Here is a 22,222-nt window from a genome sequence, read left to right on the forward strand (position 1 = left end):
AAAGGTCTTCGATGCGACAAAGCGGCGGCCATCGCCGCCGCCGCACCTGCGCGCTCCGGGAAAATCCGCGGCAAGGGAAGAAAAGAACGCTTCAGCGCCATGAGAGATTTTTCGTTGTCCGACGTACGACTGTTCACCAAGGCGGTGGAACTGGGTGGCCTCAGTCACGCGGCCGACGTGCTGAAGGTGCCGAAAGCCTCCGCCTCTCGCCAGCTGCAGCGGCTCGAGGCCACCCTGGGCCATGTGCTGCTGCACCGCGGGTCGACGCGCTTCGCCTTGACGGAGGAGGGCAGTGCCTTCCTCTCGACCGCCCAGACCGTGCTCGCCGCACTCGACCAGACGCTCTCCAACCTGTCTTTCGAAGGCGACGCCGTCACCGGGCGCTTGCGCATTGCCATGGCCAACGGTGTCGACCGCGACCTGCTGGCACTGCACCTGCCGGGCTTCATGGCGCTGTATCCGAACCTGGAAATCAGCATCGAGTCGTGCCGCGACACGGTCGACCTTTTCCGCGACGAAGCCGACGTTGCGATCCGCTGCGGTCGTGAAGGCTGCGAGGAAATGGTGGCGCGCCGCCTGCGAACCGAGCCAATGGTGCTGTGCGCCGCGCCGGCCTATCTGGCCCAACACCCGGAGATCCACGATTTGCCGGATCTGGCCCGTCATTTCTTTCTGACAACCGAGACGCAGGCCCGCGACAAGGCCATCATGCTTTGCAGCACCCATGGAATCCATCGCATCCGGGGCCACGGTGTCCTCAGAAGCAATGACCCGGAATTTTTAGTGAAGCTGGCGGTCGTTGGCAAAGGAATCGCATTGATTCCTCAATTGCTCGTGGCACGACAATTGGATGAGCAGGCGCTGGTCGCAGTGTTGCCCGAACTGGGCTTGTCGCCGCGCGAAATCAACCTCTTGTACGTTCCCGGGCGACGCAACGCGCCCAAGATCAAGGTGTTCGTCGACTACATGCGGGACGTTTTCCGCCAGATGTGACAGCCGACCTGCGTCGGCCTCGCTGACGGACCCCGTGGCGTGGCATGGGGCGTTGCCGGGGCGCTCGAGCCCGGTGCCGCCACAAGAGCGCGTCGACGTGCCCGCGCCACATCAGATTGCGCAACATTTGGCACTTCGTGACAGTTGTGTCCGCAAAATGCCGAGCGCACAAACATCCGACCTATATTCGAGATTGTTAGCGAATGTAGCGGCTTTGCACCGCCTGTTTTTTCCATGTCCCGTTGCCTCTTTTCATGATCGATCGCCTCGCAGACCCCCCGCGGCTCGCAACGGCGTTGGCCGCCCTCGACCAGGCGCGCTACGAATCGCAACCTGACCGTGCCGCGTCCATCCTCACCGACCAGAAGTGCGCGTGATGACACGGCGCGCTGCGCTCGGTTGATGCGGATGGACACCGTCTGCCAGCGCTGCGGGACCCGCAACCGGCCGGCTGCGAAGTTCTGCATGGAGTGCGTCGCGCCCATGGCGTCCACGCCAGACAACGCCGCGATCGAACGGACGTTGCGGGTGCCGCCGATCCGCGATACCGACATGGCGACCGCGTTCGAGCCGAGCGCGCGTCCCGACACCCTCACCAGCGCGTTCCTGCCGGTCGACACCCTGGTGGAAGGCTTCCGGATCGTGCGGGTCATCGGGGAGGGCGGCTTCGGCGTCGTCTACTTGGCCTGGGACGTGGCGCTCGAGCGGCACGTGGCCATCAAGGAGTACATGCCGCTGTCGCTGTGCATGCGCGGGGCGTTCTCGCTCGAGGTGACGACCCGCTCCGAGCGCGACCGCGAGACCTTCGACGCGGGCCTGCGCAGCTTCGTGAACGAAGCGCGGCTGCTGGCGCGCTTCGACCACCCGGCGCTGGTCAAGGTGTTGCGCTTCTGGGAAGGCCACCGGACCGCCTACATGGCGATGCCGTACTACGAAGGCCCGACGCTCAAGGCGGCGCTGGCGGCGATGGACGGGCCACCGTCGGAAGCGCAGCTGCGGTCGTGGCTGCGCCCGCTGCTCCATGCGCTGGCGCTGATCCATGGCGAGCAGTGCTATCACCGCGACATCGCGCCGGACAACATCCTGCTCACGCCTACCGGCCCGCTGCTGCTCGATTTCGGCGCGGCGCGCCGCGTGATCAGCGATCGCACGCAGGTGCTCACCACCATGCTCAAGCCCGGCTTCGCGCCGATCGAGCAGTACGGCGGCGCGCAGTCGCAGGGCCCATGGACCGACCTCTACGCGGTGGGCGGCGTGGTGCACTACGCGATCACCGGCCGCGCCCCCGTGGCCGCGGTCGTGCGCGTGGTGGAAGACCTGCAGCCCTCGCTCGCCAGGACCTGGGCGGCCCGCTACAGCGACGAGTTCCTGCGCGCGATCGACGCGGTGCTGGCGGTTCGGCCGGAGGGCCGGCCGCAGGACGTGACGCAGTTGCTCGCGCTGCTCGGAGAAGAACCGATGGCGGCTGCTGTCGCTGCTGCGCCTCTGGCCGTGGCAGCTGCGGAAAGCCCGGCACCGGAACCCGTCGCGTCGGCATTCGGCGGCCTGGCCGATGGGCCAGTGACGCGCCGTTCCGTGCGATGGTCGCCCATCGCGGGCGGTCTCGCGTTCGTTCTGTGCGCCGCGCTCTGGTGGGGGCTGCGCAGCGCGCCGACGCCGACCGCGACGCCCGCAGCCACGACGGTCGCGCCGGCCACGGTAAGGGCGCCGGCGCCAGTTGAAACAGTGCCGGCTGAGCCGACGCCGTTGGCACCCGCCGTGGTGGCCCCGCCTGCGATCGTGACGCCCGCATCCTCACCCGCACCCGCACCCGCACCCGCACCCGCACCCGCATCGCCGCCGGTCGCCACCGCCAAACCACGCACCCAGCGCACGCCCAAGCCTCCGGGTGCCATCGCGCCAGTGGCCGCACCGCTTGCTTCGCCGCCCGTCGACCGCCCTGTCGAAGAGCGCGCGGATCCGTCGCCTTCCTACGTGGAAAGGCGCCGGCCACCTAGGTGCGCAGAACTCGTGCTGAAAGCATCCTTGGAGTCCCTCAGTCCCGACGACATCGCATATCTGCGAAGTACATGCAAATAGACCGCCTCCGACCCACCGCCCGCAACGCGTTCTCCGTTTTCCTGACCGCCTTGCTGGTGTCCGCCGTGGCCGGTTGCAGCACCGCACCCACCGCCCCTGCGGTCGACAACGTCGCGCAACCGTTTGCGCAGGCCGCTGCGACCGCAACCGACGGTCTTCTTCAAACGCCCTCGACGCTGCTGTCCGGCACGAGCACCCGCACCGTCGTGCTCGACCCGACGCTGGACGCCGCCAGCGGCCAGCAGACCAACGCGACGCGCCAGCTGGACCAACTCATCGCCGACCGGGCCAAGCAGAACTTCCCGAAGGTGGAATTGCTCGCGTTCGAGGCGGCCAACCTGGGGAAAGCACCGTATGTCATGACGGGCACGCTGACGCGGGCCGAAGGTGGTTTCCGGATCAACCTCGCGCTGGTCGACCTCAAGGCGAGCACGGTGATCGCCCAGTCGTCGGCACTGGCCCGGCCGGAAGGCGTCGACATGGCGCCGCTCGCGTACTACCGCGACAGCCCGGTGCTGGTGAAGGACAAGGTGGTCGACGGCCTTGTGCGCACCAGCACGACGGTGCCCGGCCAGAAAGCCGATGCCGACTACCTCGCGCGCATCGCGACGGCGGCCGTCATCAACGACGCGACCCTGCTCTACAACGCGGCGCGGTATCGCGAAGCGCTGGGCGGCTACCGCAGTGCCCTGGCAATGCCAGCGGGCGACCAGATCCGGGTGCTCAACGGCATCTACCTGAGCCTCATGAAGCTGGGGCAATCGGCAGAGGCTGAAGAAGCTTTCGGACGGCTCGTCACGTATGGACTCGCCAACAACGCGCTGAGCGTCAAGTTCCTGTTCAACCCCGGCAGCACCGAATTCTGGTCCGATGCGCGGGTGAGCAGCGCATACAGCATGTGGTTGCGCCAGATCGCGCGGCAGGCGAGCGCGGCCAAGATCTGCATGGACTTGCTGGGGCACACCAGCAGTACCGGCACCGAGGCCGTGAACGATTCGTTGTCTTCGCGGCGTGCGCAGTACATCAAGCGTCGCCTGTCGAGTGAATCGAGCGAGCTCGCCAGCCGGCTGCGCACCGAGGGCAGGGGTTCCAGGCAGACCATCGTGGGCACCGGCACCGACGACGTGGTGGATGCGCCCGATCGCCGCGTCGAATTCCAGATCGTGACTTGCGCGAGCTGACAGACGCCGCAGTGCCGGCCACCATCGCGCCGCACCGGTGGCAGTTCATGCGCGCCGGCGGTGTCGACCAGGTCGTCTTTCGCAGTGGCCAAGACATCGCCCGCCTCGGCGAGCTCGACCAGAAGCTGTGGGTCGCGTTGGCCTGCCCGACGCGCGGCCTGCAGGTCGACGGCCGCACGCTGGATCTGATCGATGCCGACGGCGATGCACGCGTGCGTCCGCCCGAACTCATCGCGGCGTGCCTGTGGGCGTGCGAACGATTGCGCAACCCCGACACCTTGCTGGCCGGTGGCGACACGGTGGCGCTGGCCGATCTGGACGAAAACACGGCGGCGGGTGCGCAACTCGCCCGCGAGGCGCGGCGGATGCTCGACCTGCTGGGCAAACCGGCTGCCACGGCGTTCACGCTCGCCGATATTTCGGGACGCAGCGAATGGCTCGCTGCGATGCGCTTCAACGGCGACGGCATCGTCACGCCCGACACCGCCGACGATGCGGCGGTGCGCACCACGATCGAACGCATTCTGGACACGCAGGGCGGTGTCCCCGATCGCCACGACGCACGGCCGGGCATCGACCGCGCGCGTGCCGACGCCTTCTTCGAAGCCGCCGAGGCCATGCACGCCTGGCAGACCGACGCCGTGTTGCAGGACGCGGCCTCGATGCCGCTCGGCGACCGCACGCAGGCGGCCTCCGAAGCCCTGCATGCGGTGCGCGCGAAAGTCGACGATTTTTTTGCGCGCTGCCGTGTCGCGGCCTACGACATCCAGGCCGTGACGGCACTCAACCCGTCGCCCGAAAACTACGATGCACTGTCGTTGTCGACCCTCGACCTGGGCGCCGGCGCCATCGCGGAACTGCCGCTGGCACCGGTCACGCCGGGCCGCACATTGCCGCTCGCGGGCAGCAGTCTCAACCCGGCCTGGACGGACGCACTCGATGCCTTTGTGGAGGCCGCCGTGGTGCCGTTGCTCGGGCCGTGCGAGAGCCTGTCGGATGCGCAGTGGCAGGCGGTGCAGGCGCGGCTCGCACCGTGCGACGGCTGGCGCGCCCGGCGGCCCGTCGGGGCGCTGTCGGCGTGGGCTGCGGAGGCGATCGACGACGCCTTGCGCTCACGCGACGCGGTGCGCGCACTGATCGACGAAGACCTGGCGGTCGAGGCCCACAACACGATGCTGGTCGACCTCGAAAAGCTGGTGCGGCTGCAGCGCGACCTGGTGGTGCTGCTCAACAACTTCGTGTCGTTTCGCGCGTTCTATCAGCGCGAAGGGGCGATCTTCCAGGCCGGCACCCTGTACCTGGACGGCCGCAGTTGCGAGCTCACCGTGCAGGTGCAAGACACGGCCAGACACGCGGCACTGGCCGGTCTTGCCAAGACCTGCCTGGCGTACTGCGACTGCACGCGGCAGGGCGAAAAGATGAGCATCGTCGCGGCCTTCACCGCAGGCGACGTCGACTTTCTTTTTGCCGGGCGCAACGGCGTGTTCTACGACCGGCGGGGCCGCGACTGGGACGCGACCGTGACCAAGCTGATCGAGAACCCGACGAGCGTGGCGCAGGCATTTTTCTCGCCCTACAAGAAATTCGTTCGCATGATCGAGGAGCAGGTGGCCAAGCGCGCTGCCGCGAGCGATGCGAGCGCGCAGGGCTCGCTGCAATCGCTCGCCAGCACGCTGGCGGTGCCAGGAAAAGCGGGCGCCGCCGGCACCCCCGCGGCGAAGCCGGTCGCGATGGCACCGGGCGGCCGCATCGATGTCGGCACGGTCGCCGCAATCGGCGTGGCGATGGGCAGCATCAGCGCGGTCATGGTCGGCATCTTTGCGAAGTTCATCGACCTGGGGCAATGGATTCCGGTGGCGTTGCTCGGCATCGTCATCGCCATTTCCGGCCCGAGCATGCTGATCGCGTGGCTCAAGCTGCGGCAGCGCAGCCTGGGGCCGATCCTCGATGCGAGCGGGTGGGCGATCAACGGGCGCATGAAGGTCAACGTGCGACTGGGCGGCATGCTCTCGCAAACCGCGCGCATGCCGGCCGGCGCCGAGCGCGTCGGGGGCAATCGCTACCGCGATCGCCATGGCAAGACCTGCCTCGGCGCGGTCGTGGTGCTCGTTTGCGCGCTCGCGGTTCTGGCGTGGCGCATGGACTGGCTCGATGGGCGACTGCCGCCGGCATGGCGGCACGCGCCACCGGCCAGCGTCGCGTCGCCGCTGCCCTGAGACCCCAGACGAAAAAAAGGCCCCGAGGGGCCTTTTTAAATGGGCTGTCGATCAGGCGCGTTCGCGTGCAGCGTTGCGCAGGTCGCGGATCTGGTCGTGGTTGCGCTGGGCGCCATCGGCCTGTTCCTGCACCGCGGCGCGCACGTCGGCCGGCAGGCTCTGCTTGAGTGCCTTGCGATAGCGCGCGATGGCGGTGTCTTCGCCGCGCTCGCACGATTCGAGGATCGAGAGTTCGCTGTCGGCGCCGACGCTGCCCTTGATTTGCACCCAGCCGCGATGCAGCGCGCCGGCTGCCGTGCCGCCCGAAGCCGGTTCGCCGCCGTAGCTGCGGATCAACGACATCAGTTCTTCGCCCGCCTTGCGACAGCCGTCGGCGCGGCTCGCGAACAGCTGCTTCGCGTTGGCCGTTTCGACCTGCTCGGCGCATGCGCGAAAGCCGTACTCGCCGTCGCGCGCGTTTTCCAGCAGGTCGTTCAGGATGTCGACCACGTCGTCGTTCGACAGGTCTTCGTGGTTCACGATGTCGCTGCCGTTCGCCTGCTTGCCGTAGTAGGTGTCGTCGACACGGTCCCAGGCCGCGAGCGTGGCGGGGCGTGCGTCGGCCCAGTCCAGGCTGGAACTTCCGCGACGCGTTTCCCATTCGCTGGCCATTGCCGGTTCGACGGCGGCGAAATCGGTTCCGCGCTCTGCGCGACCGCTCCAGCCCATCTCGTAGGCCGGGCCGTAGTCGTCGTACGGGCGGTTGCCCACCACGTAATCCTGCTTGGCATGGTTCTCGCGCCAGTAGGCTTCTTCCATCGTCGGGTTGATGCTTTCCGCGGCGGCTTTGCCACCCAGACCGCCCACCACGGCGCCGGCCACCAGGCCGACCACCGTGCCGACGGGGCCGGCGAGCGAGCCGGCTGCGGCACCCGCCACCGCACCGCCGGTGGCGCCGACACCCGTACCGACCGGATGCGCACCGCGCGCACCGGTGAGGGGGTCGCGATTCGGTTCGCCGTTGCCGAGTTGTCCGTCGTCTGTTGCCATCTGAGTCTCCTGAGAATGAAAAGGAAGCGTCAATGTCTCCTTGCGAACGGAACGCCCGTGTCGTCGCGCTCTCACCATCGGCGTAGGCCGGCGGCGCACAGCCCCGCCAAAGTCCTCGCAGCGATCTCGACAACGGCGACCGAGAGCCGATCCGCACTCTCTGTGCACTCCGCGATCGGTAGTGAGTCGCCACCCCTCGACCTTGGCGCATACTGCAATCCAATTCCGGCGACGCGAGACGATTCCGCCACCACCCTGCTGCGACCGGCGCCACGCCGCAGCCCACCAGGGCCATCGCCATGCGCCGTTTCCTACTGAACAATCGCGACGAACTCATTCGACGATGCAAGGCCAAGGTCGCGTTGAGGCCGTTGCGAGACGCGACCTTGCAGCAGCTGTCGCACGGCGTCCCGATGTTTCTCGATCAACTGGCGCGCACGCTGGAAGCCGAGGGTGAGGGTGACGCTGCCGGTGGACTTCAAATTTCAGGGGCGTCGGGAGGCGACGGTTCGGCGCTCTCGGAGATGGGCGTTTCGGCGACGATTCATGGCGGCGAGCTGCTCGGGCTCGGCTACACCGTTGACCAAGTCGTCCATGACTATGGCGATCTGTGCCAGGCCATCACGGACCTCGCCGTCGAGCGCGACGCGCCATTTTCGGTCGATCAGTTCCGCACGTTGAACCGCTGCCTAGACAACGCCATCGCCGACGCAGTGACCGAGTTCGCTGCCCAGCGCGACGTGGAAGTGGCGAGACGACAGGCCGAGGAGGAGAACGAACGGCTAGGCTTTCTCGCGCACGAGTTGCGCAACCACCTGCATGTCGCCAAGCTCGCGTTTGCAGCCCTGGAGTCAGGCAGGCTTCCGGTGGGCGGTTCGACGGGTGCGGTGCTCAAGCGCAGCCTCGGCTCGATGGAAGGCTTGATCAACCAATCCTTGGCGGCTGTCCGCGATGCGGCTCTGGGGCCCTTGAATCCGCGCCTCTTCTCGCTCGCAATTTTCGTGGCGGATGCCGGTCGCGTCGCCGAGCTCTACGCGGCCGACACGGGGTGCACGCTCCGTATTGCGGAAGTGGAAGCCCCACTCGCCATCGAAGGCAATCGCGAACTCTTGTTGGCGGCGCTCGGTAACTTGCTGCAGAACGCCTTCAAGTTCACCCGCCCGGGGAGCGAGATCAAGCTCCACGTGCATTCGTCCTCTGATTCGATCGACATTGATGTCGAGGACTGCTGTGGCGGACTTCCCAAGGGCAGCGCCGATACGCTCTTCAAGCCTTTTGAGCAAGGCTTCGACGACAAGCGGGGCCTCGGGTTGGGGTTGTCCATCGCGAGACGCAGTGTCGAGGCGGACCGTGGACGCTTGACCGTGCGAGACCTGCCGGGCAAGGGGTGCGTTTTCACGATCAGTCTGCCGCTGCGCAGGCTGGCGTAGCGCTCATTCGAACATCCGGCGCAGCACGTAGGGCCAGACCCACACCACGGCGGTCGCGGTCCCGATGACCAGGCCGCCACGCAGCCAGAGATTCATGCGCTTCGGTGGCTTTTCTGCGGGGGACGGCATCGACGGGATCCTTCTGCTGAGCTCACGACATGGCAGGGGCGTCGGTCAGGCGCCAGGACCCCGTGGACGGCCCACGTTGGTGACCGCGTTCGCGACGATCCCGGCGATGTTCGAGCTGCGGAGAACCAGCGTCACCACGGTCGCGGCCGAGAGCAGCTTCCACGGCTTGATGACCCACAGCAGCGCGCCGGTGCCGGCGCCATAGGCGATCAGCTTGCCGGGATTCTTGTCGGCGTAGCTTTCGAGAAATGGCTGCGCGAGCTGCACCGCGCTGTTGAGCGGATGGCGATGCCACCACTGCCCCACGAAGCTCTGGCTGACCTTCGCGGCGATGGAGGCACCAGCCGAGGTCGACGCGGGCTTGGGCAAAGGCGCCACGGCCGCCTCGCCATCGGTCGCGCTGTCCAGCGCTTCGTAGCCCATGGCCGCCAGCAGTTCGGCCCTCGACAGTGCCAGCTTGGCCTTGGCAGTGAGGGGTGTCGCAGCATCAATCATTTTTGGCTTTCTGGATGAGGCGCAGCATGGTCATGTCGGCCTCGACTTCGTCGGTGACATCGTCGACCTTGCGCTTCATGGTCGAACGCATCGCCAGCGTTGCGCCGATCAGCGCCAGCAGCCATGCCACGCCAGGAACGATCACCAGCACCCAATGGAATTCGGCGCGAAGAACGCCCAGCATGACGGCAACGCCGGTGAGGCCGAGCGCCAGCAGCAGGGCCACCACCGCGATGGCCGCGCTGGCCGCCCGAATCGCGAGCGACGAGCCGATGGAGGTGACCTCCGACTTGACCAGTTCGGCGTAGTTCGCGAAGTGGTTGAACAGCAGTTCAGGACGGCGCAACGCCGTCATGAAAATGGGATGGATCACGGCGCTGCTCAGAAGTAATGGTCTTCGCCACGGATCGCGGCAATGACGAGCGCGGTGAGCACCGAGCTGACGACGGCGGTGATCAGCACCGCCTTCACCGGCTCATCGTGGATCGCCTTCGTCAGGGCATCGGTGGTCTGGCTCAACTGCGACTTCACGCTGTCGATTTTCTTGCCCGTCGCGTTGACGGCGTCCTTGGCATAGGCGCGGCCCGTGTCTGCGGCGTCGTCGACAAGCTGTTCCGGAGATTTGTTGAAGTCGTTCATGAGAGTTCCTTTGTTGTCGCCGGCACCGCGCCAGCGTGAAAAGAACTGTGCCGCGCGCGGCGCCGCCTGTCTGTGGGGCATACCGGGATCGGTGCGTAGGCGCATGCCCAACCCTCGTGGGGATCGTCTCAGGCGTCACGTGCCGGGCCGAAGCGCGAACGGACTTCGCTCGCAAGCGCGTTGGCGTAAGCGCGCGCATCCTTCACGCCGCGCAGCACGCGACGACGCCACTCGAACGAGAGCGCCAGCAATTCATCGTCTTGCAGATCTTGGGGCTTGGTCATCAGGTCGGGTTTCGGATTCAAGGCAGATTTCATGCGCCGTTTACGCGGGGCCCGTTCGAACGGATGCGAAAACTACATGGCCTTACCCGTCGCACACCGCCTTACAAAATGTGCGATGGTCCGGCGAGCGACGAGCGCGTACTCGGCGTGCCGCGCTGCTGCTGGAGCGCCACGGCCGGCGGCAGGCCGTCGACGTTCTGAAGGTTGTACTTGCGCGCGGCGCACGCGGAAAAAGGCATGCGCTGGCGGTGGCGCATGCCGATCCGGCTTGAGGGTCGTCACTGCTTTATGCGGACCTGCACGCCGCTGTTGTCGAGGTCGTCGGCCATGTGTTTCCCTCGAGAGAGAGGCTGACGTTCCTGTCGGGCGGCCACTGTCGATCCCGGTACAAGCAGCGACGCCTTGCAGGACGAGCGCTCTTTGCGCAAATGAAGGGCTGAATTGCCGTCACCATGCAAAGGCTCTCAAACACTTTTTGTACCGACCCATGGAACCCACTCTCGAAGAGCTCCTACTTGCCTACAAGGCCCGCTTTCCGCAGGAAGTCCGCGATCTCGCGGAAACTTTTTGCAACGCTACGACGCGTCTCGCCAGCGCGCCCGCGAATGCGCCGCGTGCGCTGACCGACGAGATGCGCCATCGCGCCGCAGCCCACGGCATCCGCGGCGAAGACCTGGCGGCCGCAGTGGCGCAATACACGCGCATCGAGGCACTCGCCGAGTCGAGCCACCGGCAAAAAAGTCGGGATTAGTCCGGCCGCGGGGCGGCTGAAAAAAAAGCCCCTTGAAAAGCGTTTGCCCGCCTCTAGTTCAGATGCCGGATGCGCCGGAGGACGCCTCTGGTGCCCTGTTCAACCCTGAATGGAGGTATTTGCGATGTACCGATCTCTCTTCCCGCGGGACATGTACGCTGAACTGGAGCAGCTGCAGCGGGACATGCAGCAAGCGCTCGAACTCTCTCCCGCCATCCGAGGCTTCGGAAGGGGCGGCTTCCCGGCCCTGAATGTCGGCAGCACCGGCGACGCGATCCATGTGCATGGTTTCGCGCCCGGCCTCGATCCGGCCACCCTGGACATCTCCCTCGACCGCGGCATCCTGACCGTGTCCGGCGAGCGCCCAGCCAGCGTGCAGCGCGACGCGCAGGCCGCCGTCCACATCAACGAGCGGTTCGCGGGGCGCTTCCAGCGTGTGCTGAGCCTGCCCGAAGACGCCGACCCCGAAGCGGTGAACGCGCGTTACGAGAACGGCATCCTGCGCATCACGGTGCCGCGCCGCGCTTCGGCGCAACCGCGGCGCATCCCGGTCCAGTGACATCCAGACCCAACGTTTGAAGGAGACGCCAATGAACGAACTTCGAAACCAGGATCGTGCCGCTCGCGCGGTGCAGGGCCGCGAGGTCGACGACCGCAACCCCCAAGGTGAGTCCACGCTGATGCCACCGGTGGATGTGGTGGAAGACGCCCATGCCATCACGCTCTATGCCGACCTGCCAGGCGTGAACCGGGAAGCGCTTCATCTGGAGATCGAGGCCGGGACGCTCAAGATCGATGCCCGGCTCGACCTGTCGCTGCCGCAGGGACTGCAGTCGAGCCACACCGAGGTCGGCTTCCAGCGGTTCCGGCGCAGCTTCACGCTCAGCAAGGAGCTCGACGTCGACCGTGTGGCGGCAGAGATGAGCCACGGCGTGCTCAAGCTGACGATCCCCAGGGCAGAGCATGCGAAGCCGCGACGCATCGCGGTCCATGTGGCGTGAGCCCCGGCGACAACGGCATCAGAAATGGAGGTCGCCATGACGGCGCAAGTGATTGCCGATTCCCGCCGTGGCTGGCCCGGGAGCCGGAGGTCCGGGCGGCGTGCAGGTTCATGCGGGACACCTGGGTCGCGGCGGCGAGTTGCCGCTAGGCGTCGCCGGGCGCGTGGCCGGCGACGCTGCGTTTACTTGAACGAGTTCAGCATGACTTCCCGGATCTTGCCGTCCTCGACCACGCCCGCGCGGCCGTCGGCTTCCGAACTGCCGGTGGCGTCCACGCCGGACACGCCGAACATGTTTTCCTTGCGCGGCATCGTCTTGAACGCTTCGCTGAGCTTGGCGCGGATGGCGGTGGCATCCGTCACCGTGCCGGCCAGCTTCATGGCCCGCGCGGTCGCTTGCACCGCGCTGTAGTTCAGCGAGGTTTCGGAGGTCGCGAGCCGGTTCGGATAGAGCTTCTGGAAGCGCTGCACGAACGCGACCGACTCGGGCAGCTTGTCTTCCATGACGGGCAACACGCCGATGGCGCCGTTGAGCGAGGCGTAGCCGCCGCTGACCTTGGCGACCTCGTCCAGCTTGGCCTGGTCGATCAGGATGAAGCCGCCCTTGAAGCCCAGCTCGCGCGCCTGCTTGACCACCAGCCCGGTCGGCTCCGATGGGCCGCCGATGAACATCACGTCCGGCTTGCCGGCCAGCGCGCGACTGACCCCGCTGTAGAAGTCCGTGGCCCGCGTGTAGCTCATGGGGTTGTCGGCCACTACCTTGCCGCCGGCCTTTTCGAGCAGTGGCTTGAAGGCGGCGTTCCATGCTTTCGCATAGTCGTGGTCGGCATCGGCGATGGCGACGTTCTTGCCGAACTTCTTCGTCGTGTAGTTGATGAACGGCTCGATGTAGGTGGTGAAGTCCGGCGGAATCCGCAGCGTGAGCTTGTTGCCGCGGGCCGTGATCTGCGGCGTGCTGCTGTAGGCCAGCACCAGATACTTCTGCGCTTCGTTGTTGGTCTGCAGCGCATAGATGCCGCCCGAGTGCGGCACCAGAATCGCCGGCGTCTTGCTTTCCTGCACGAGGCGCTGGGCGTTGATGGCGGTTTCCGACGGGTTGTACTTGTCGTCGAGCGCGACGATTTCGAGCTTGTACTTCTTGCCCGCCACCTCGAACCCGGCGGCGTTGATTTCGTCCACCGCCATCGTCATGCCGTCGAGCACGTTCTTGCCGTAAAGCGCGGCGCCGCCGCTCAGCGGCCCCGAGAAGCCGATCTTCACGACCTCCTGGGCCAGTGCGGGGGCGGTGAGTGCCAGGCCGGCCGCCAATGCGGTGGCAAGACGGGTGAATTTCAAGCTCATGTCAGTCTCCTTCGTGTGTTGAAAAAACTCATCGCGGGCCGGCGCCGCGCCGCTCAAGCGCCGATGTATGCGCGCCGCACCGCCTCGTTGTTGAGGAGGCTTTCGGGGTTGCCCTCGAGCACGATGCGCCCGCGCTCCAGCACGTACGCACGATGGGCGATGCGAAGCGCCGCGAACGCGTTCTGCTCCGCCAGCAACACGGTCGTGCCGGCCTTGTTGATGCGGCTGATGACCTCGAACACCATCTTGACCACCAGCGGAGCGAGCCCGAACGACGGCTCGTCGAGCAGCAGCGCCTTGGGTCGCCCCATCAGCGCGCGTCCGATCGCCACCATCTGCTGTTGGCCGCCGCTCAGCGAGCCGGCCGGATCGTCTTTTTTCTCGTCGAGGATCGGGAACAGACCGAGCACTTCTTCCAGCACTTTCTGGTTGCCGGCCCGGTCGCTCCGGTGCACGTAGGCACCCAGCATGAGGTTCTTCATGACCGACATCTGCGGAAAGAGCTTGCGTCCCTCGGGGCACTGCACGACGCCCGACGAAACGATTTGCGAGGGCTTCATGCCGACCAGCTCGCGCTCGTGGAACTTGATGCTTCCGCCGGCGGCCTTCTGCAGGCCGCTGGCGGTCAGGAAGATGGAGCTCTTGCCAGCGCCGTTCGCGCCGAGCAGCACCACCAGTTCGCCCTCGCGCGCGTGCAGCGTCACGCCGTCGAGCGCACGGAAGCTCCCGTAGTTGAGGCTGACGTTGTCAAGCGCGAGCATCGACGGCCTCCAGGTGGTCGATGCCCTCGTGATCGGTGCCGAGGTAGGCATCGATGACGGCCGGGTTGGCGCGGATCTCGGCCGGCGTGCCTTCGGCGATTCGCTCCCCGTAGTTCAGCACCAGGATCTTGTCGGCAAGGCTCATGATCATGTCCATCTTGTGCTCGATCAGGCAGACGGTGAGGCCGCTCTTCACCATCTTGCGGATCAGGTCGGCCAGGCCGACGGTCTCGTCGGGATTGACGCCACCGGCGGGTTCGTCCAGCAGCACCAGCGAGGGCTCCGTCGAGATCGCCAGCGCAAACGCGAGCCGCTTGCGTTCTTCCTGCGAGATGTCGCCGGCCACGCGATGCTCCAGGTGCGCGAGCCCGACGAAGTCGAGCGCCGCACGCGCCTTCTCGCGGCAGATGTGCTCCTCCTGCTTGAGCCGCCTGGAGCCGATCAGCACATCCCAGAGATTGGAGTGCGTGCGCAGGCGGTGGCCGACGATCAGGTTGTCGAGCACGCTCGCCACGTCGAACAGCGACGTGGCCTGGAAGGTTCGCGCGATGCCCAGCCGTGCCATCTGGTCGGCGGGGAGGTTGGTGACGTCCTGCCCCTTGAACACGATCTTGCCGCTCGTGGGCCGGTGCACGCCGTTGATCAGGTTGAAGAAGGTCGTCTTGCCCGCGCCATTGGGTCCGATGATGGCGTTGATGCGGCCGGCTTCGATCGTGGTGCTCACGTCGTTGACCGCCGCGAGCCCGCCGAAGCGTTTGGTGAGATGACTGATTTCAAGCACGACGCGCTCCTTCAGCCGCAGCCGCAGTCGTCGCTGGCGGCGTGGCCGAGCGCTGTGCCGCAGCACGCCGCACGCGCCAGGCCACGAACGTGCCGACAATGCCGTGCGGTACGAAGATCACCAGCAGGATGAGGATCGGCCCGAACACGATGAAACGGTACTCCTGCAGGAACTGCAGGTACTGCGCGAGCCACGGCATCATGATCGCGCCGAGCAGCGGACCGAGCACGGTGCCCAGTCCACCGACCAGCATCGACACGGTCATGTCGAAGGTGGTTTCGACGCCGGCGAGGCCGGGCCCGAGGAAGCGCACGAAGCCGGCATAGAGGCCACCCGCCATGCCCGCGTAAAACACCGACAGCATGAACGCCAGCAACTTGTTTCGCATCAGGTTGATGCCCAGCGACTCGGCCAGCGCATCGCTGTTGCGAATGGCGATAAAGGTGCGCCCGAGCAGCGAGCGCGTGATGCGCTGCATCAGCCACACGCCCACCACCAGCACCGCGAACACCAGGTAGTAGAGCGACAGCGGCGTGTCGAAGTGGAGCGGGCCGATCGGCGTGGGCACCGGGATGCCGATGATGCCGACGGCGCCATGCGTCAGGCTGTCCCATTTCTCAATGACCAAAAACATGATGTAGCCGACCGACAGGGTGAAGATCGAGAAGAAATGGCCCTTGAGTCGCAACGACACGATGCCCACGAAGAAGCCCAGCACCGTGGCGAAAACACCCGACAGCGCAAAGGCGATCCAGAACGGAACGTGGTGGTCGACGGTGAGGATGCCCACCGTATAGGCACCCACGGCCATGAAGCCGCTGTGCGCGAGGTTGAACTGCCCCGTGTAGCCCACCAGCAAATTGAGACCCAAAGTGGCCAGCGCGAAGATGTAGGCGGTCGACATCACCGTGAGGTGGTAGTCGTTTCGGGCCAGCAGGGGGAATGCGATGCCGGCCAGGAACAGCAGGGCCCAGCCGATGCGCGCGGCGCGCGCGCTCATCAGTGCGCCCCCTTCGAGAAGATGCCTTGCGGGCGAAACGACAGGATGATCACCAGGATGGCGAAGGCGATGATGTCCTTGTAGTCGGTCGAGATGTAGAAGGCACCGAAGCTCTCCGCGAAGCCGATGATCAGCCCGCCGACGATGGCGCCCGGCACGCTTCCCATGCCGCCCAGGATGATGATCACGAAGGCCTTGGTGATGACCAGATTGCCCATTGATGGAAACACCAGGTTGATCGGGGCGAACAGCGCCGCTGCAATGGCGGCGAGGGCGCCCGAGATGGCGAAGGTGAGCATCGCCACGCGGTTGGCATCGATGCCCACGAGCGAAGCGCCATCGCGGTTCTGCGCCATCGCCACGATGGTCGAGCCCATGACGGTGCGTGTCAGGAACAGGTGCAGCGCCAGCATCAGCCCGAACGCCGCGCCGATGATCAGCAGGCGCTGCACCGGGGCGGTGACGCCGCCCAATTCGACCATCCCGCCATAGGGTGTCGGCATGCGATGGAAGTCCGCGCCCCAGAGGGCTTGTGCGCCGGCTTCCAGAAAAAGCAGCAAGCCGATCGCCGCGATCATCGGATGCAGCCCGCCGGCGTTGCGCAACGGATGGAACACCAGCCGCTCGGCCAGCGTGGCGAGTGCCGCCACGCACACGGCGGCCCCCGCCATCGCCACCCAGTAGTTCAATCCCCAGGCCACCATGAGATGGAAGGAGACGAAGGCGCCGACCATGTAGAACGCGCCGTGCGCAAAATTGGGCACGTGCAGGATGCCGTACACCAAAGTCAGCCCGAGAGCGACGAGGCTGTAGATACCGCCCAGCGTCAGCCCGTTGAGCACCTGCTGAAGAAAAAGATCCATGGCGTCTCCGTTTTTGTTCTGGCGCCGACCGCTCTGGGAGAGCTTCGGCGCAGCGCAGACAATGGACGAAATTGGGCCGTGCCGCCGTCACCTCCGGGACTAGGGCAAATGCGGATGGCTCGCGGCGACGATCCGTTGCGCTTGCGCAGTCCCGGGTGCCGAGGTGATGTGACGGCAGTTCGCTGTGGACTGACACAGCAAGGCGAACCATTTGATTCCCGCCAAGCCCTTGACGGGTCTGGCTATCGAGGAAACCAATGGAGCGGGTGAAGGGAATCGAACCCTCGTATGAAGCTTGGGAAGCTGCCGTTCTGCCATTGAACTACACCCGCAGTGGCTGCGGATTCTAGCGTCCGTCCTGATGGCGCCTGAGCGAAACCGTCTAGCACGAGACGATTTCCTTCCACTTGCCGGAGGCTGATCGAATGCCCGCCCCGCGCCATTTCACGCAGTCGCTTTGCTTTATGCTCCGCGCGTTCGCAGACCTTGAGTGATGCGCCTTCGCAGTGGCATCCAGAAAAGCTGAGCACCCAGCGAAACACGTGATCTTCAAAAAATTCACCAGCAGTCTGTTGACGCGGCTGCTTCTTCTCGGCCTGCTCATGGCAATCGTCGGGACGGCGACCAGCTATTTCCAGCTCACCCGGTTTTTGCGCGCGGACCTGACCAAGTCGGCGCAGCTGCAACAGACGGCTCTGGCCAATTACATCGCCCGCGATGTAGACCATTACCTGCGTGAAAAGCTGTCGTTTTTGCAACGTGTGGCCTTGGGGCTGCCGCAGGGGCTTTTGACGCAGCCCGAACGGCTCCATGCCTGGCTGGCCGAACGCACCAAAGACAGCACTGCTTTTTCGCTCGGTCTGGTCGTCGCAGACGACAAAGGCAACTGGCTGGCGGGTGCCGACCAACCCGTCGTTGGCGCGGTCGAATTCGTGGGCGCACTGGGCGGTCGAACCACGGTCGGAAAACCGCTGGCGGTCGCAAACCATGTGGGCCTGCCGATCGCCGCGCCAGTGCAAGACAGCGCGGGGCGGGTCGTCGCGGTGCTGGTCGGGACCGCGAACCTTTCGGCCGACGGCCTGCTGGACCATTTGCAGGGCGGCCGTGTGGGAGAAACCGGCGGCATTCTGCTGGTGTCGCCGCGCGACCAGCTCTTCGTCGCATCAACCGACACCACGATGTCCCTCAAGTCGACGCCGCCCGCCGGCATCAATTTGCTGCACGACCAGGCGATGCAAGGATTTCGCGGCAGCGGGACCACCCGCAATGCACAAGGCATCGAGGAGATCTCTGCGATCGCATCGGTGCCCAGCTCAAATTGGTTCGTGGTGGCGCGTTTGCCTATGGCCGAGGCACTGTCGCCTGTCGCGCGGATGCAATCGTTCATCCTGACGCAACGTGCCCCCGCCGTGCTGGCGGTGCTGTGCATGATCGGCTTGATCCTGGCTTGGCTGCTGCGCCCGTTGAGCCGGGCTGCCGTTCAAGCCGAGAGGATGGCACGCGGCGAAGTCGAACTGGCGCCTTTCCCGGTGGTGAGAGACGATGAGATCGGGCATTTGACCAGCGCCTTCAATCGACTGTTGTCCAGGCTGGCCGACAACCAGGCCGAGTTGAAGCGTCTCGCCACACACGACACTTTGACCGGCTTGCCCAATCGGCAGCTGCTGGTTGATCGGCTTCGAGAGACACTGACACAGGCCAGAGAGCGAGCTGCGCCTGTCGCGGTTCTCTATCTCGATCTCGACGGATTCAAGCAGCTCAACGACACCTTCGGTCATGAGGCTGGCGATCAGGCCCTCTGCGAAATTGCGCGCCGGCTGCTTGGCCTCGTGCGTCCGACGGACACCGTCGCCCGCATTGGCGGTGATGAGTTCGTGCTATTGACGTCTGCTCTTGAAGAGCCTGCGGAACAGGCGTTGCTGACGCTGGCCGAGCGATGCATTGCCGCGGTCGCCGAACCGCTCCAGGTGTGCGGTGTCCAGGCCGTCGTCAGCGTGTCGATCGGCGTTGCGGTCGCGGGCGGCGGTGCGACACCGCAATCGCTGATGGATGCCGCCGACAAGGCCATGTACGCGGCAAAGCAGAGCGGCCGCGGCCGTCACGCGGTAGCGCCCCGCGGGCGCTGATGTCGAACGCGTCGCCACAGCAACGCGTACACCGTGAGGTTCAGCAGCGCGACGAACACGCCCAGGCCGATCTGCACACCGCGTGTCAGTCCCTCCGGATAGATCGCGGCTGCGATGTAGTGGTCGATGAATCCGCCGCTGTAGCCGGCCTGGCCGGCGGCGTGACGCAGGGCGTTTTCGATGGGCGTCAGCGGGCAGATCCAGCCGGCCCAGGCGACCCACGCCGCCCACGCGACGGCGGGGAGGTGCAGCCAGGCGAGTCGTGGCCAGCGCCATACGAGCACGCCGCCCAGCAGCACGAACACGATGAAGAGGCCGTGCACCACCAGCACGGCATCGGCAAGCAGTCGGTTGATCATGGCCTCAGCATAGGCGCCCGGCATTCCCCACGCCGGTCGGAGAAGAGGCCAAAACCTATAATCGAATGTTCCGTGCGATCACGCATTCAGCTGCCAATCGGGTGCATTCCGGCACTTGGGGCAGAACCAGATTCCCCAGATGAGCCAGCCCAATTTCTCCGTTGCCGACATCCGCAAGACCTTCCTCGACTTCTTCGCGTCCAAGGGGCACACGGTGGTGCCGACCAGTTCGCTGGTGCCGGGCAACGACCCGACGCTCATGTTCACGAACTCGGGCATGGTCCAGTTCAAGGACGTGTTCCTCGGCGAAGACAAGCGCCCCTATGTGCGGGCGGCGTCGGTGCAGGCCTGCTTGCGTGCCGGCGGCAAGCACAACGACCTGGAGAACGTGGGCTACACCGCGCGCCACCACACCTTCTTCGAGATGCTGGGCAACTGGAGCTTCGGCGACTACTTCAAGCGCGAGTCGCTCAAGTGGGCCTTCGAGCTGCTGACCGAGGTCTACAAGCTGCCCGCAGAAAAGCTCTGGGCCACCGTCTACATCGAGGACGACGAGGCCTACGACATCTGGACGAAGGACATCGGCCTGCCGCCCGAGCGCGTGGTACGCATCGGCGACAACAAGGGCGGGCGCTACATGTCCGACAACTTCTGGATGATGGCCGACACCGGCCCATGCGGCCCGTGTTCCGAGATCTTCTTCGACCACGGCCCTGAAATCGCCGGCGGTCCGCCCGGCTCGCCCGATGAAGACGGCGACCGCTACATCGAGATCTGGAACAACGTGTTCATGCAGTTCGACATGCAGCCCGACGGCTCGGTCAAGAAGCTGCCGGCGCCCTGCGTCGACACCGGCATGGGCCTGGAGCGCCTCGCGGCCATCCTGCAGCACGTGCACAGCAACTACGAGATCGACCTGTTCGACAAGCTCGTCAAGGCGGCCTCGCGCGAAACCGGCGAGAAGGACCTGGCCAACAAGAGCCTGCGCGTGATCGCCGACCACATCCGCGCCACCGCGTTCCTCGTGGCCGACGGCGTGATCCCGTCCAACGAAGGCCGCGGCTACGTGCAGCGCCGCATCATTCGCCGCGCGATTCGCCATGGCTACAAGCTCGGCCAGAAGAAGCCGTTCTTCCACAAGCTGGTGCCCGACCTCGTGGCGACCATGGGCGACGCCTACCCGAAGCTCGTGGCCGACCAGAAGCACATCACCGACACGCTGAAGGCGGAGGAAGAGCGCTTCTTCGAGACGCTGGCCAACGGCATGGAGATCCTCGATGCAGCGCTGGCCGGTGGCGCCAAGGTGCTGCCCGGCGAAGTCGCCTTCAAGCTGCACGACACCTTCGGCTTTCCGCTCGACCTGTCGGCCGACGTCTGCCGTGAGCGCGACGTTGAAGTCGACGAAGCCGGCTTCAACGCCGCGATGGAAAAGCAAAAGGCCGCCGGCCGCGCGGCCGGCAAGTTCAAGATGGACCGCAACGTCGAGTACGCCGGCGCGGGCAACACCTTCACCGGCTACGAACACCTCGAATCGACGGCGACCGTGCAGGCGCTGTACTTCGAAGGCGCCTCTGTGCAGGAACTCACCGAGGGCCAACCCGGCATCGTGGTGCTCGACACCACGCCCTTCTATTCGGAGAGCGGCGGCCAGATCGGCGACCAGGGCGTGCTGAGCGCCGAAGGCGTCCAGTTCGGTGTGGACGACACGCAGAAGATCAAGGCCGACGTGTTCGGTCACCACGGCACGCAGACGCAGGGAACGCTCAAGGTCGGCGATGGGGTCAAGGCAGCGGTCGACGGCGAGCGCCGCGCCGCGACGATGCGCAACCACAGCGTCACCCACCTCATGCACAAGGCGCTGCGCGAAGTGCTCGGCACGCACGTGCAGCAAAAGGGCTCGCTGGTCGATGCCGACAAGACGCGCTTCGACTTCGCGCACAACGCGGCGGTCACGCAGGCGCAGATCCTCGAAATCGAGAAGCGGGTGAATGCCGAGATCCTGGCGAACGTGGCGACGCAAGCGCGCACCATGGACATCGAATCGGCCCAGAAGACCGGCGCGATGATGCTGTTCGGCGAGAAGTACGGCGAGAGCGTGCGCGTGCTGGACATCGGTTCCAGCCGCGAGCTGTGCGGCGGCACCCACGTCACCCGCACCGGCGACATCGGCCTGTTCAAGGTGACGAGCGAAGGCGGCGTGGCCGCCGGCGTGCGCCGCATCGAGGCGATCACCGGTGCCCACGCGCTGGCCTATCTGCAAGACCTCGAGTCGACCGTCCATTCGGTGGCCCAGGCGCTCAAGACCCCGCCGAGCGAACTGCAACCGCGCCTCGCGCAGATGCTCGACCAGTTGAAGGCCCTCGATCGCGAAGTGACGACGCTCAAGGGCAAGCTGGCGTCGTCGAAGGGCGACGAGCTGGTGACGCAGGCCATCGACGTGAATGGCATCCAGCTGCTGGTCGCCAAGCTCGACGGCGCCGACACCAAGACGCTGCGCGACACCATGGACAAGCTCAAGGACAAACTCAAGAGCGCGGTGATCGTGCTGGCCGCCGCCGATGGCGCCAAAGTGCAAATCGCGGTCGGCGTCACGAGCGACACCACGGGCAAAGTCAAGGCCGGCGAGCTGGTCAACTTCGTCGCGCAGCAGGTCGGCGGCAAGGGCGGCGGCAAGCCCGACATGGCGATGGCCGGCGGCACCGATGCCGCGGCACTGCCGGCCGCGCTGGCGTCCGTGCACGGATGGGTCGCCGAGCGCGCCTAAG

At 66.0% G+C, this 22,222-nt stretch carries 24 protein-coding genes and 1 tRNA gene; 11 read left to right on the forward strand and 14 right to left on the reverse strand.

From position 1 onward, the window contains the following. The first annotated feature begins 99 nt into the window (after positions 1 to 99). The 5 genes from AX767_RS17700 (at position 100) to AX767_RS17715 (ending at position 6,469) form a co-directional block, all read left to right on the forward strand. On the forward strand, positions 100 to 993 hold the full coding sequence (locus tag AX767_RS17700) for a LysR family transcriptional regulator (protein ID WP_068632522.1): 894 nt from the start codon (positions 100 to 102) through the stop codon (positions 991 to 993). Positions 994 to 1,247: 254 nt separating this feature from the next. Continuing rightward, on the forward strand, positions 1,248 to 1,370 hold the full coding sequence (locus AX767_RS22075) for a hypothetical protein (protein WP_257721700.1): 123 nt from the start codon (positions 1,248 to 1,250) through the stop codon (positions 1,368 to 1,370). A 106-nt stretch (positions 1,371 to 1,476) separates the two neighbouring features. Next, complete coding sequence (locus tag AX767_RS17705; protein ID WP_168164836.1) at positions 1,477 to 3,072, forward strand: serine/threonine protein kinase; 1,596 nt, start codon at positions 1,477 to 1,479, stop codon at positions 3,070 to 3,072. Then, entirely contained in the window at positions 3,063 to 4,253 is a 1,191-nt protein-coding gene (locus AX767_RS17710) for an OmpA family protein (RefSeq protein WP_068632524.1), read from the forward strand. Before AX767_RS17705 ends, AX767_RS17710 begins: the two co-directional genes overlap by 10 nt. 47 nt (positions 4,254 to 4,300) lie before the next feature. Further along, complete coding sequence (locus tag AX767_RS17715; protein WP_068633842.1) at positions 4,301 to 6,469, forward strand: hypothetical protein; 2,169 nt, start codon at positions 4,301 to 4,303, stop codon at positions 6,467 to 6,469. Between the two features lie 51 nt (positions 6,470 to 6,520). Here AX767_RS17715 and AX767_RS17720 read toward each other — a convergent pair whose 3' ends face one another. Next, positions 6,521 to 7,498, reverse strand: a complete 978-nt coding sequence (locus AX767_RS17720; RefSeq protein WP_068632525.1) for a ferritin-like domain-containing protein — start codon at positions 7,496 to 7,498, stop codon at positions 6,521 to 6,523. Positions 7,499 to 7,797: 299 nt separating this feature from the next. Here AX767_RS17720 and AX767_RS17725 point away from each other — a divergent pair, with 299 nt between their 5' ends. Further along, the gene (locus tag AX767_RS17725; RefSeq protein WP_068632526.1) at positions 7,798 to 8,928 is read left to right on the forward strand and encodes a sensor histidine kinase; all 1,131 of its coding nucleotides are present in this window, start codon (positions 7,798 to 7,800) and stop codon (positions 8,926 to 8,928) included. A 3-nt stretch (positions 8,929 to 8,931) separates the two neighbouring features. On the opposite strand, the gene AX767_RS22080 is transcribed toward AX767_RS17725, so the two are convergent. From AX767_RS22080 to AX767_RS21435, 6 genes are all read right to left on the reverse strand, one after another. Next, on the reverse strand, positions 8,932 to 9,057 hold the full coding sequence (locus AX767_RS22080) for a hypothetical protein (RefSeq protein ID WP_257721701.1): 126 nt from the start codon (positions 9,055 to 9,057) through the stop codon (positions 8,932 to 8,934). 45 nt (positions 9,058 to 9,102) lie between these two features. Beyond that, complete coding sequence (locus tag AX767_RS17730) at positions 9,103 to 9,552, reverse strand: hypothetical protein (protein WP_068632527.1); 450 nt, start codon at positions 9,550 to 9,552, stop codon at positions 9,103 to 9,105. Then, positions 9,545 to 9,925, reverse strand: coding sequence for a phage holin family protein (locus AX767_RS17735; protein ID WP_156481072.1), 381 nt, complete (start codon positions 9,923 to 9,925; stop codon positions 9,545 to 9,547). Before AX767_RS17735 ends, AX767_RS17730 begins: the two co-directional genes overlap by 8 nt. A gap of 8 nt (positions 9,926 to 9,933) precedes the next feature. Then, positions 9,934 to 10,296 (reverse strand): hypothetical protein, encoded by a 363-nt coding sequence (locus AX767_RS17740; protein WP_156481073.1) that lies wholly within the window; start codon positions 10,294 to 10,296, stop codon positions 9,934 to 9,936. A gap of 23 nt (positions 10,297 to 10,319) precedes the next feature. After that, positions 10,320 to 10,475, reverse strand: a complete 156-nt coding sequence (locus AX767_RS17745; protein ID WP_156481074.1) for a hypothetical protein — start codon at positions 10,473 to 10,475, stop codon at positions 10,320 to 10,322. Between the two features lie 101 nt (positions 10,476 to 10,576). Further along, on the reverse strand, positions 10,577 to 10,714 hold the full coding sequence (locus tag AX767_RS21435) for a hypothetical protein (RefSeq protein WP_156481075.1): 138 nt from the start codon (positions 10,712 to 10,714) through the stop codon (positions 10,577 to 10,579). Positions 10,715 to 10,962: 248 nt separating this feature from the next. Between AX767_RS21435 and AX767_RS17750 the strand changes: the two genes are divergently transcribed. The 3 genes from AX767_RS17750 (at position 10,963) to AX767_RS17760 (ending at position 12,227) form a co-directional block, all read left to right on the forward strand. Continuing rightward, positions 10,963 to 11,226: a hypothetical protein gene (locus AX767_RS17750; protein WP_068632531.1), complete on the forward strand. Its 264-nt coding sequence runs from the start codon at positions 10,963 to 10,965 to the stop codon at positions 11,224 to 11,226. 124 nt (positions 11,227 to 11,350) lie between these two features. Further along, positions 11,351 to 11,785 carry an Hsp20/alpha crystallin family protein gene (locus tag AX767_RS17755; RefSeq protein ID WP_068632532.1) on the forward strand — a complete coding sequence of 145 codons (435 nt, stop codon included), beginning with the start codon at positions 11,351 to 11,353 and terminating at the stop codon, positions 11,783 to 11,785. Positions 11,786 to 11,816: 31 nt separating this feature from the next. Continuing rightward, complete coding sequence (locus AX767_RS17760; RefSeq protein ID WP_068632533.1) at positions 11,817 to 12,227, forward strand: Hsp20/alpha crystallin family protein; 411 nt, start codon at positions 11,817 to 11,819, stop codon at positions 12,225 to 12,227. Positions 12,228 to 12,409: 182 nt separating this feature from the next. Here AX767_RS17760 and AX767_RS17765 read toward each other — a convergent pair whose 3' ends face one another. The 6 genes from AX767_RS17765 to AX767_RS17790 form a co-directional block, all read right to left on the reverse strand. Next, complete coding sequence (locus tag AX767_RS17765) at positions 12,410 to 13,567, reverse strand: ABC transporter substrate-binding protein (protein WP_068632534.1); 1,158 nt, start codon at positions 13,565 to 13,567, stop codon at positions 12,410 to 12,412. Between the two features lie 53 nt (positions 13,568 to 13,620). Next, complete coding sequence (locus AX767_RS17770; protein ID WP_068632535.1) at positions 13,621 to 14,328, reverse strand: ABC transporter ATP-binding protein; 708 nt, start codon at positions 14,326 to 14,328, stop codon at positions 13,621 to 13,623. Further along, complete coding sequence (locus AX767_RS17775; RefSeq protein ID WP_068633845.1) at positions 14,315 to 15,109, reverse strand: ABC transporter ATP-binding protein; 795 nt, start codon at positions 15,107 to 15,109, stop codon at positions 14,315 to 14,317. The genes AX767_RS17770 and AX767_RS17775 overlap by 14 nt, the downstream gene beginning before the upstream one ends. Beyond that, complete coding sequence (locus AX767_RS17780) at positions 15,102 to 16,109, reverse strand: branched-chain amino acid ABC transporter permease (RefSeq protein ID WP_068632536.1); 1,008 nt, start codon at positions 16,107 to 16,109, stop codon at positions 15,102 to 15,104. Before AX767_RS17780 ends, AX767_RS17775 begins: the two co-directional genes overlap by 8 nt. After that, a complete protein-coding gene (locus tag AX767_RS17785) occupies positions 16,109 to 16,972 on the reverse strand; it encodes a branched-chain amino acid ABC transporter permease (protein ID WP_068632537.1) in 864 nt (287 codons plus the stop codon). Before AX767_RS17785 ends, AX767_RS17780 begins: the two co-directional genes overlap by 1 nt. A 258-nt stretch (positions 16,973 to 17,230) precedes the next feature. Beyond that, positions 17,231 to 17,304, reverse strand: a tRNA-Gly gene (locus AX767_RS17790). A 210-nt stretch (positions 17,305 to 17,514) separates the two neighbouring features. On the opposite strand from AX767_RS17790, the gene AX767_RS17795 reads away from it, so the two are divergent. Next, positions 17,515 to 19,098, forward strand: coding sequence for a GGDEF domain-containing protein (locus AX767_RS17795; RefSeq protein WP_237288490.1), 1,584 nt, complete (start codon positions 17,515 to 17,517; stop codon positions 19,096 to 19,098). Here the strand turns inward: AX767_RS17795 and AX767_RS17800 are convergent. Then, positions 19,071 to 19,457 (reverse strand): DUF2784 domain-containing protein, encoded by a 387-nt coding sequence (locus AX767_RS17800; protein ID WP_068633846.1) that lies wholly within the window; start codon positions 19,455 to 19,457, stop codon positions 19,071 to 19,073. The two genes, AX767_RS17795 and AX767_RS17800, sit on opposite strands and share 28 nt — an antisense overlap. A 139-nt stretch (positions 19,458 to 19,596) precedes the next feature. Between AX767_RS17800 and alaS the strand changes: the two genes are divergently transcribed. Next, entirely contained in the window at positions 19,597 to 22,221 is a 2,625-nt protein-coding gene (alaS, locus tag AX767_RS17805) for an alanine--tRNA ligase (protein ID WP_068632538.1), read from the forward strand. Position 22,222: the final 1 nt, after the last annotated feature.

The organism is Variovorax sp. PAMC 28711, from assembly GCF_001577265.1.
GTDB lineage: Bacteria > Pseudomonadota > Gammaproteobacteria > Burkholderiales > Burkholderiaceae_C > Variovorax.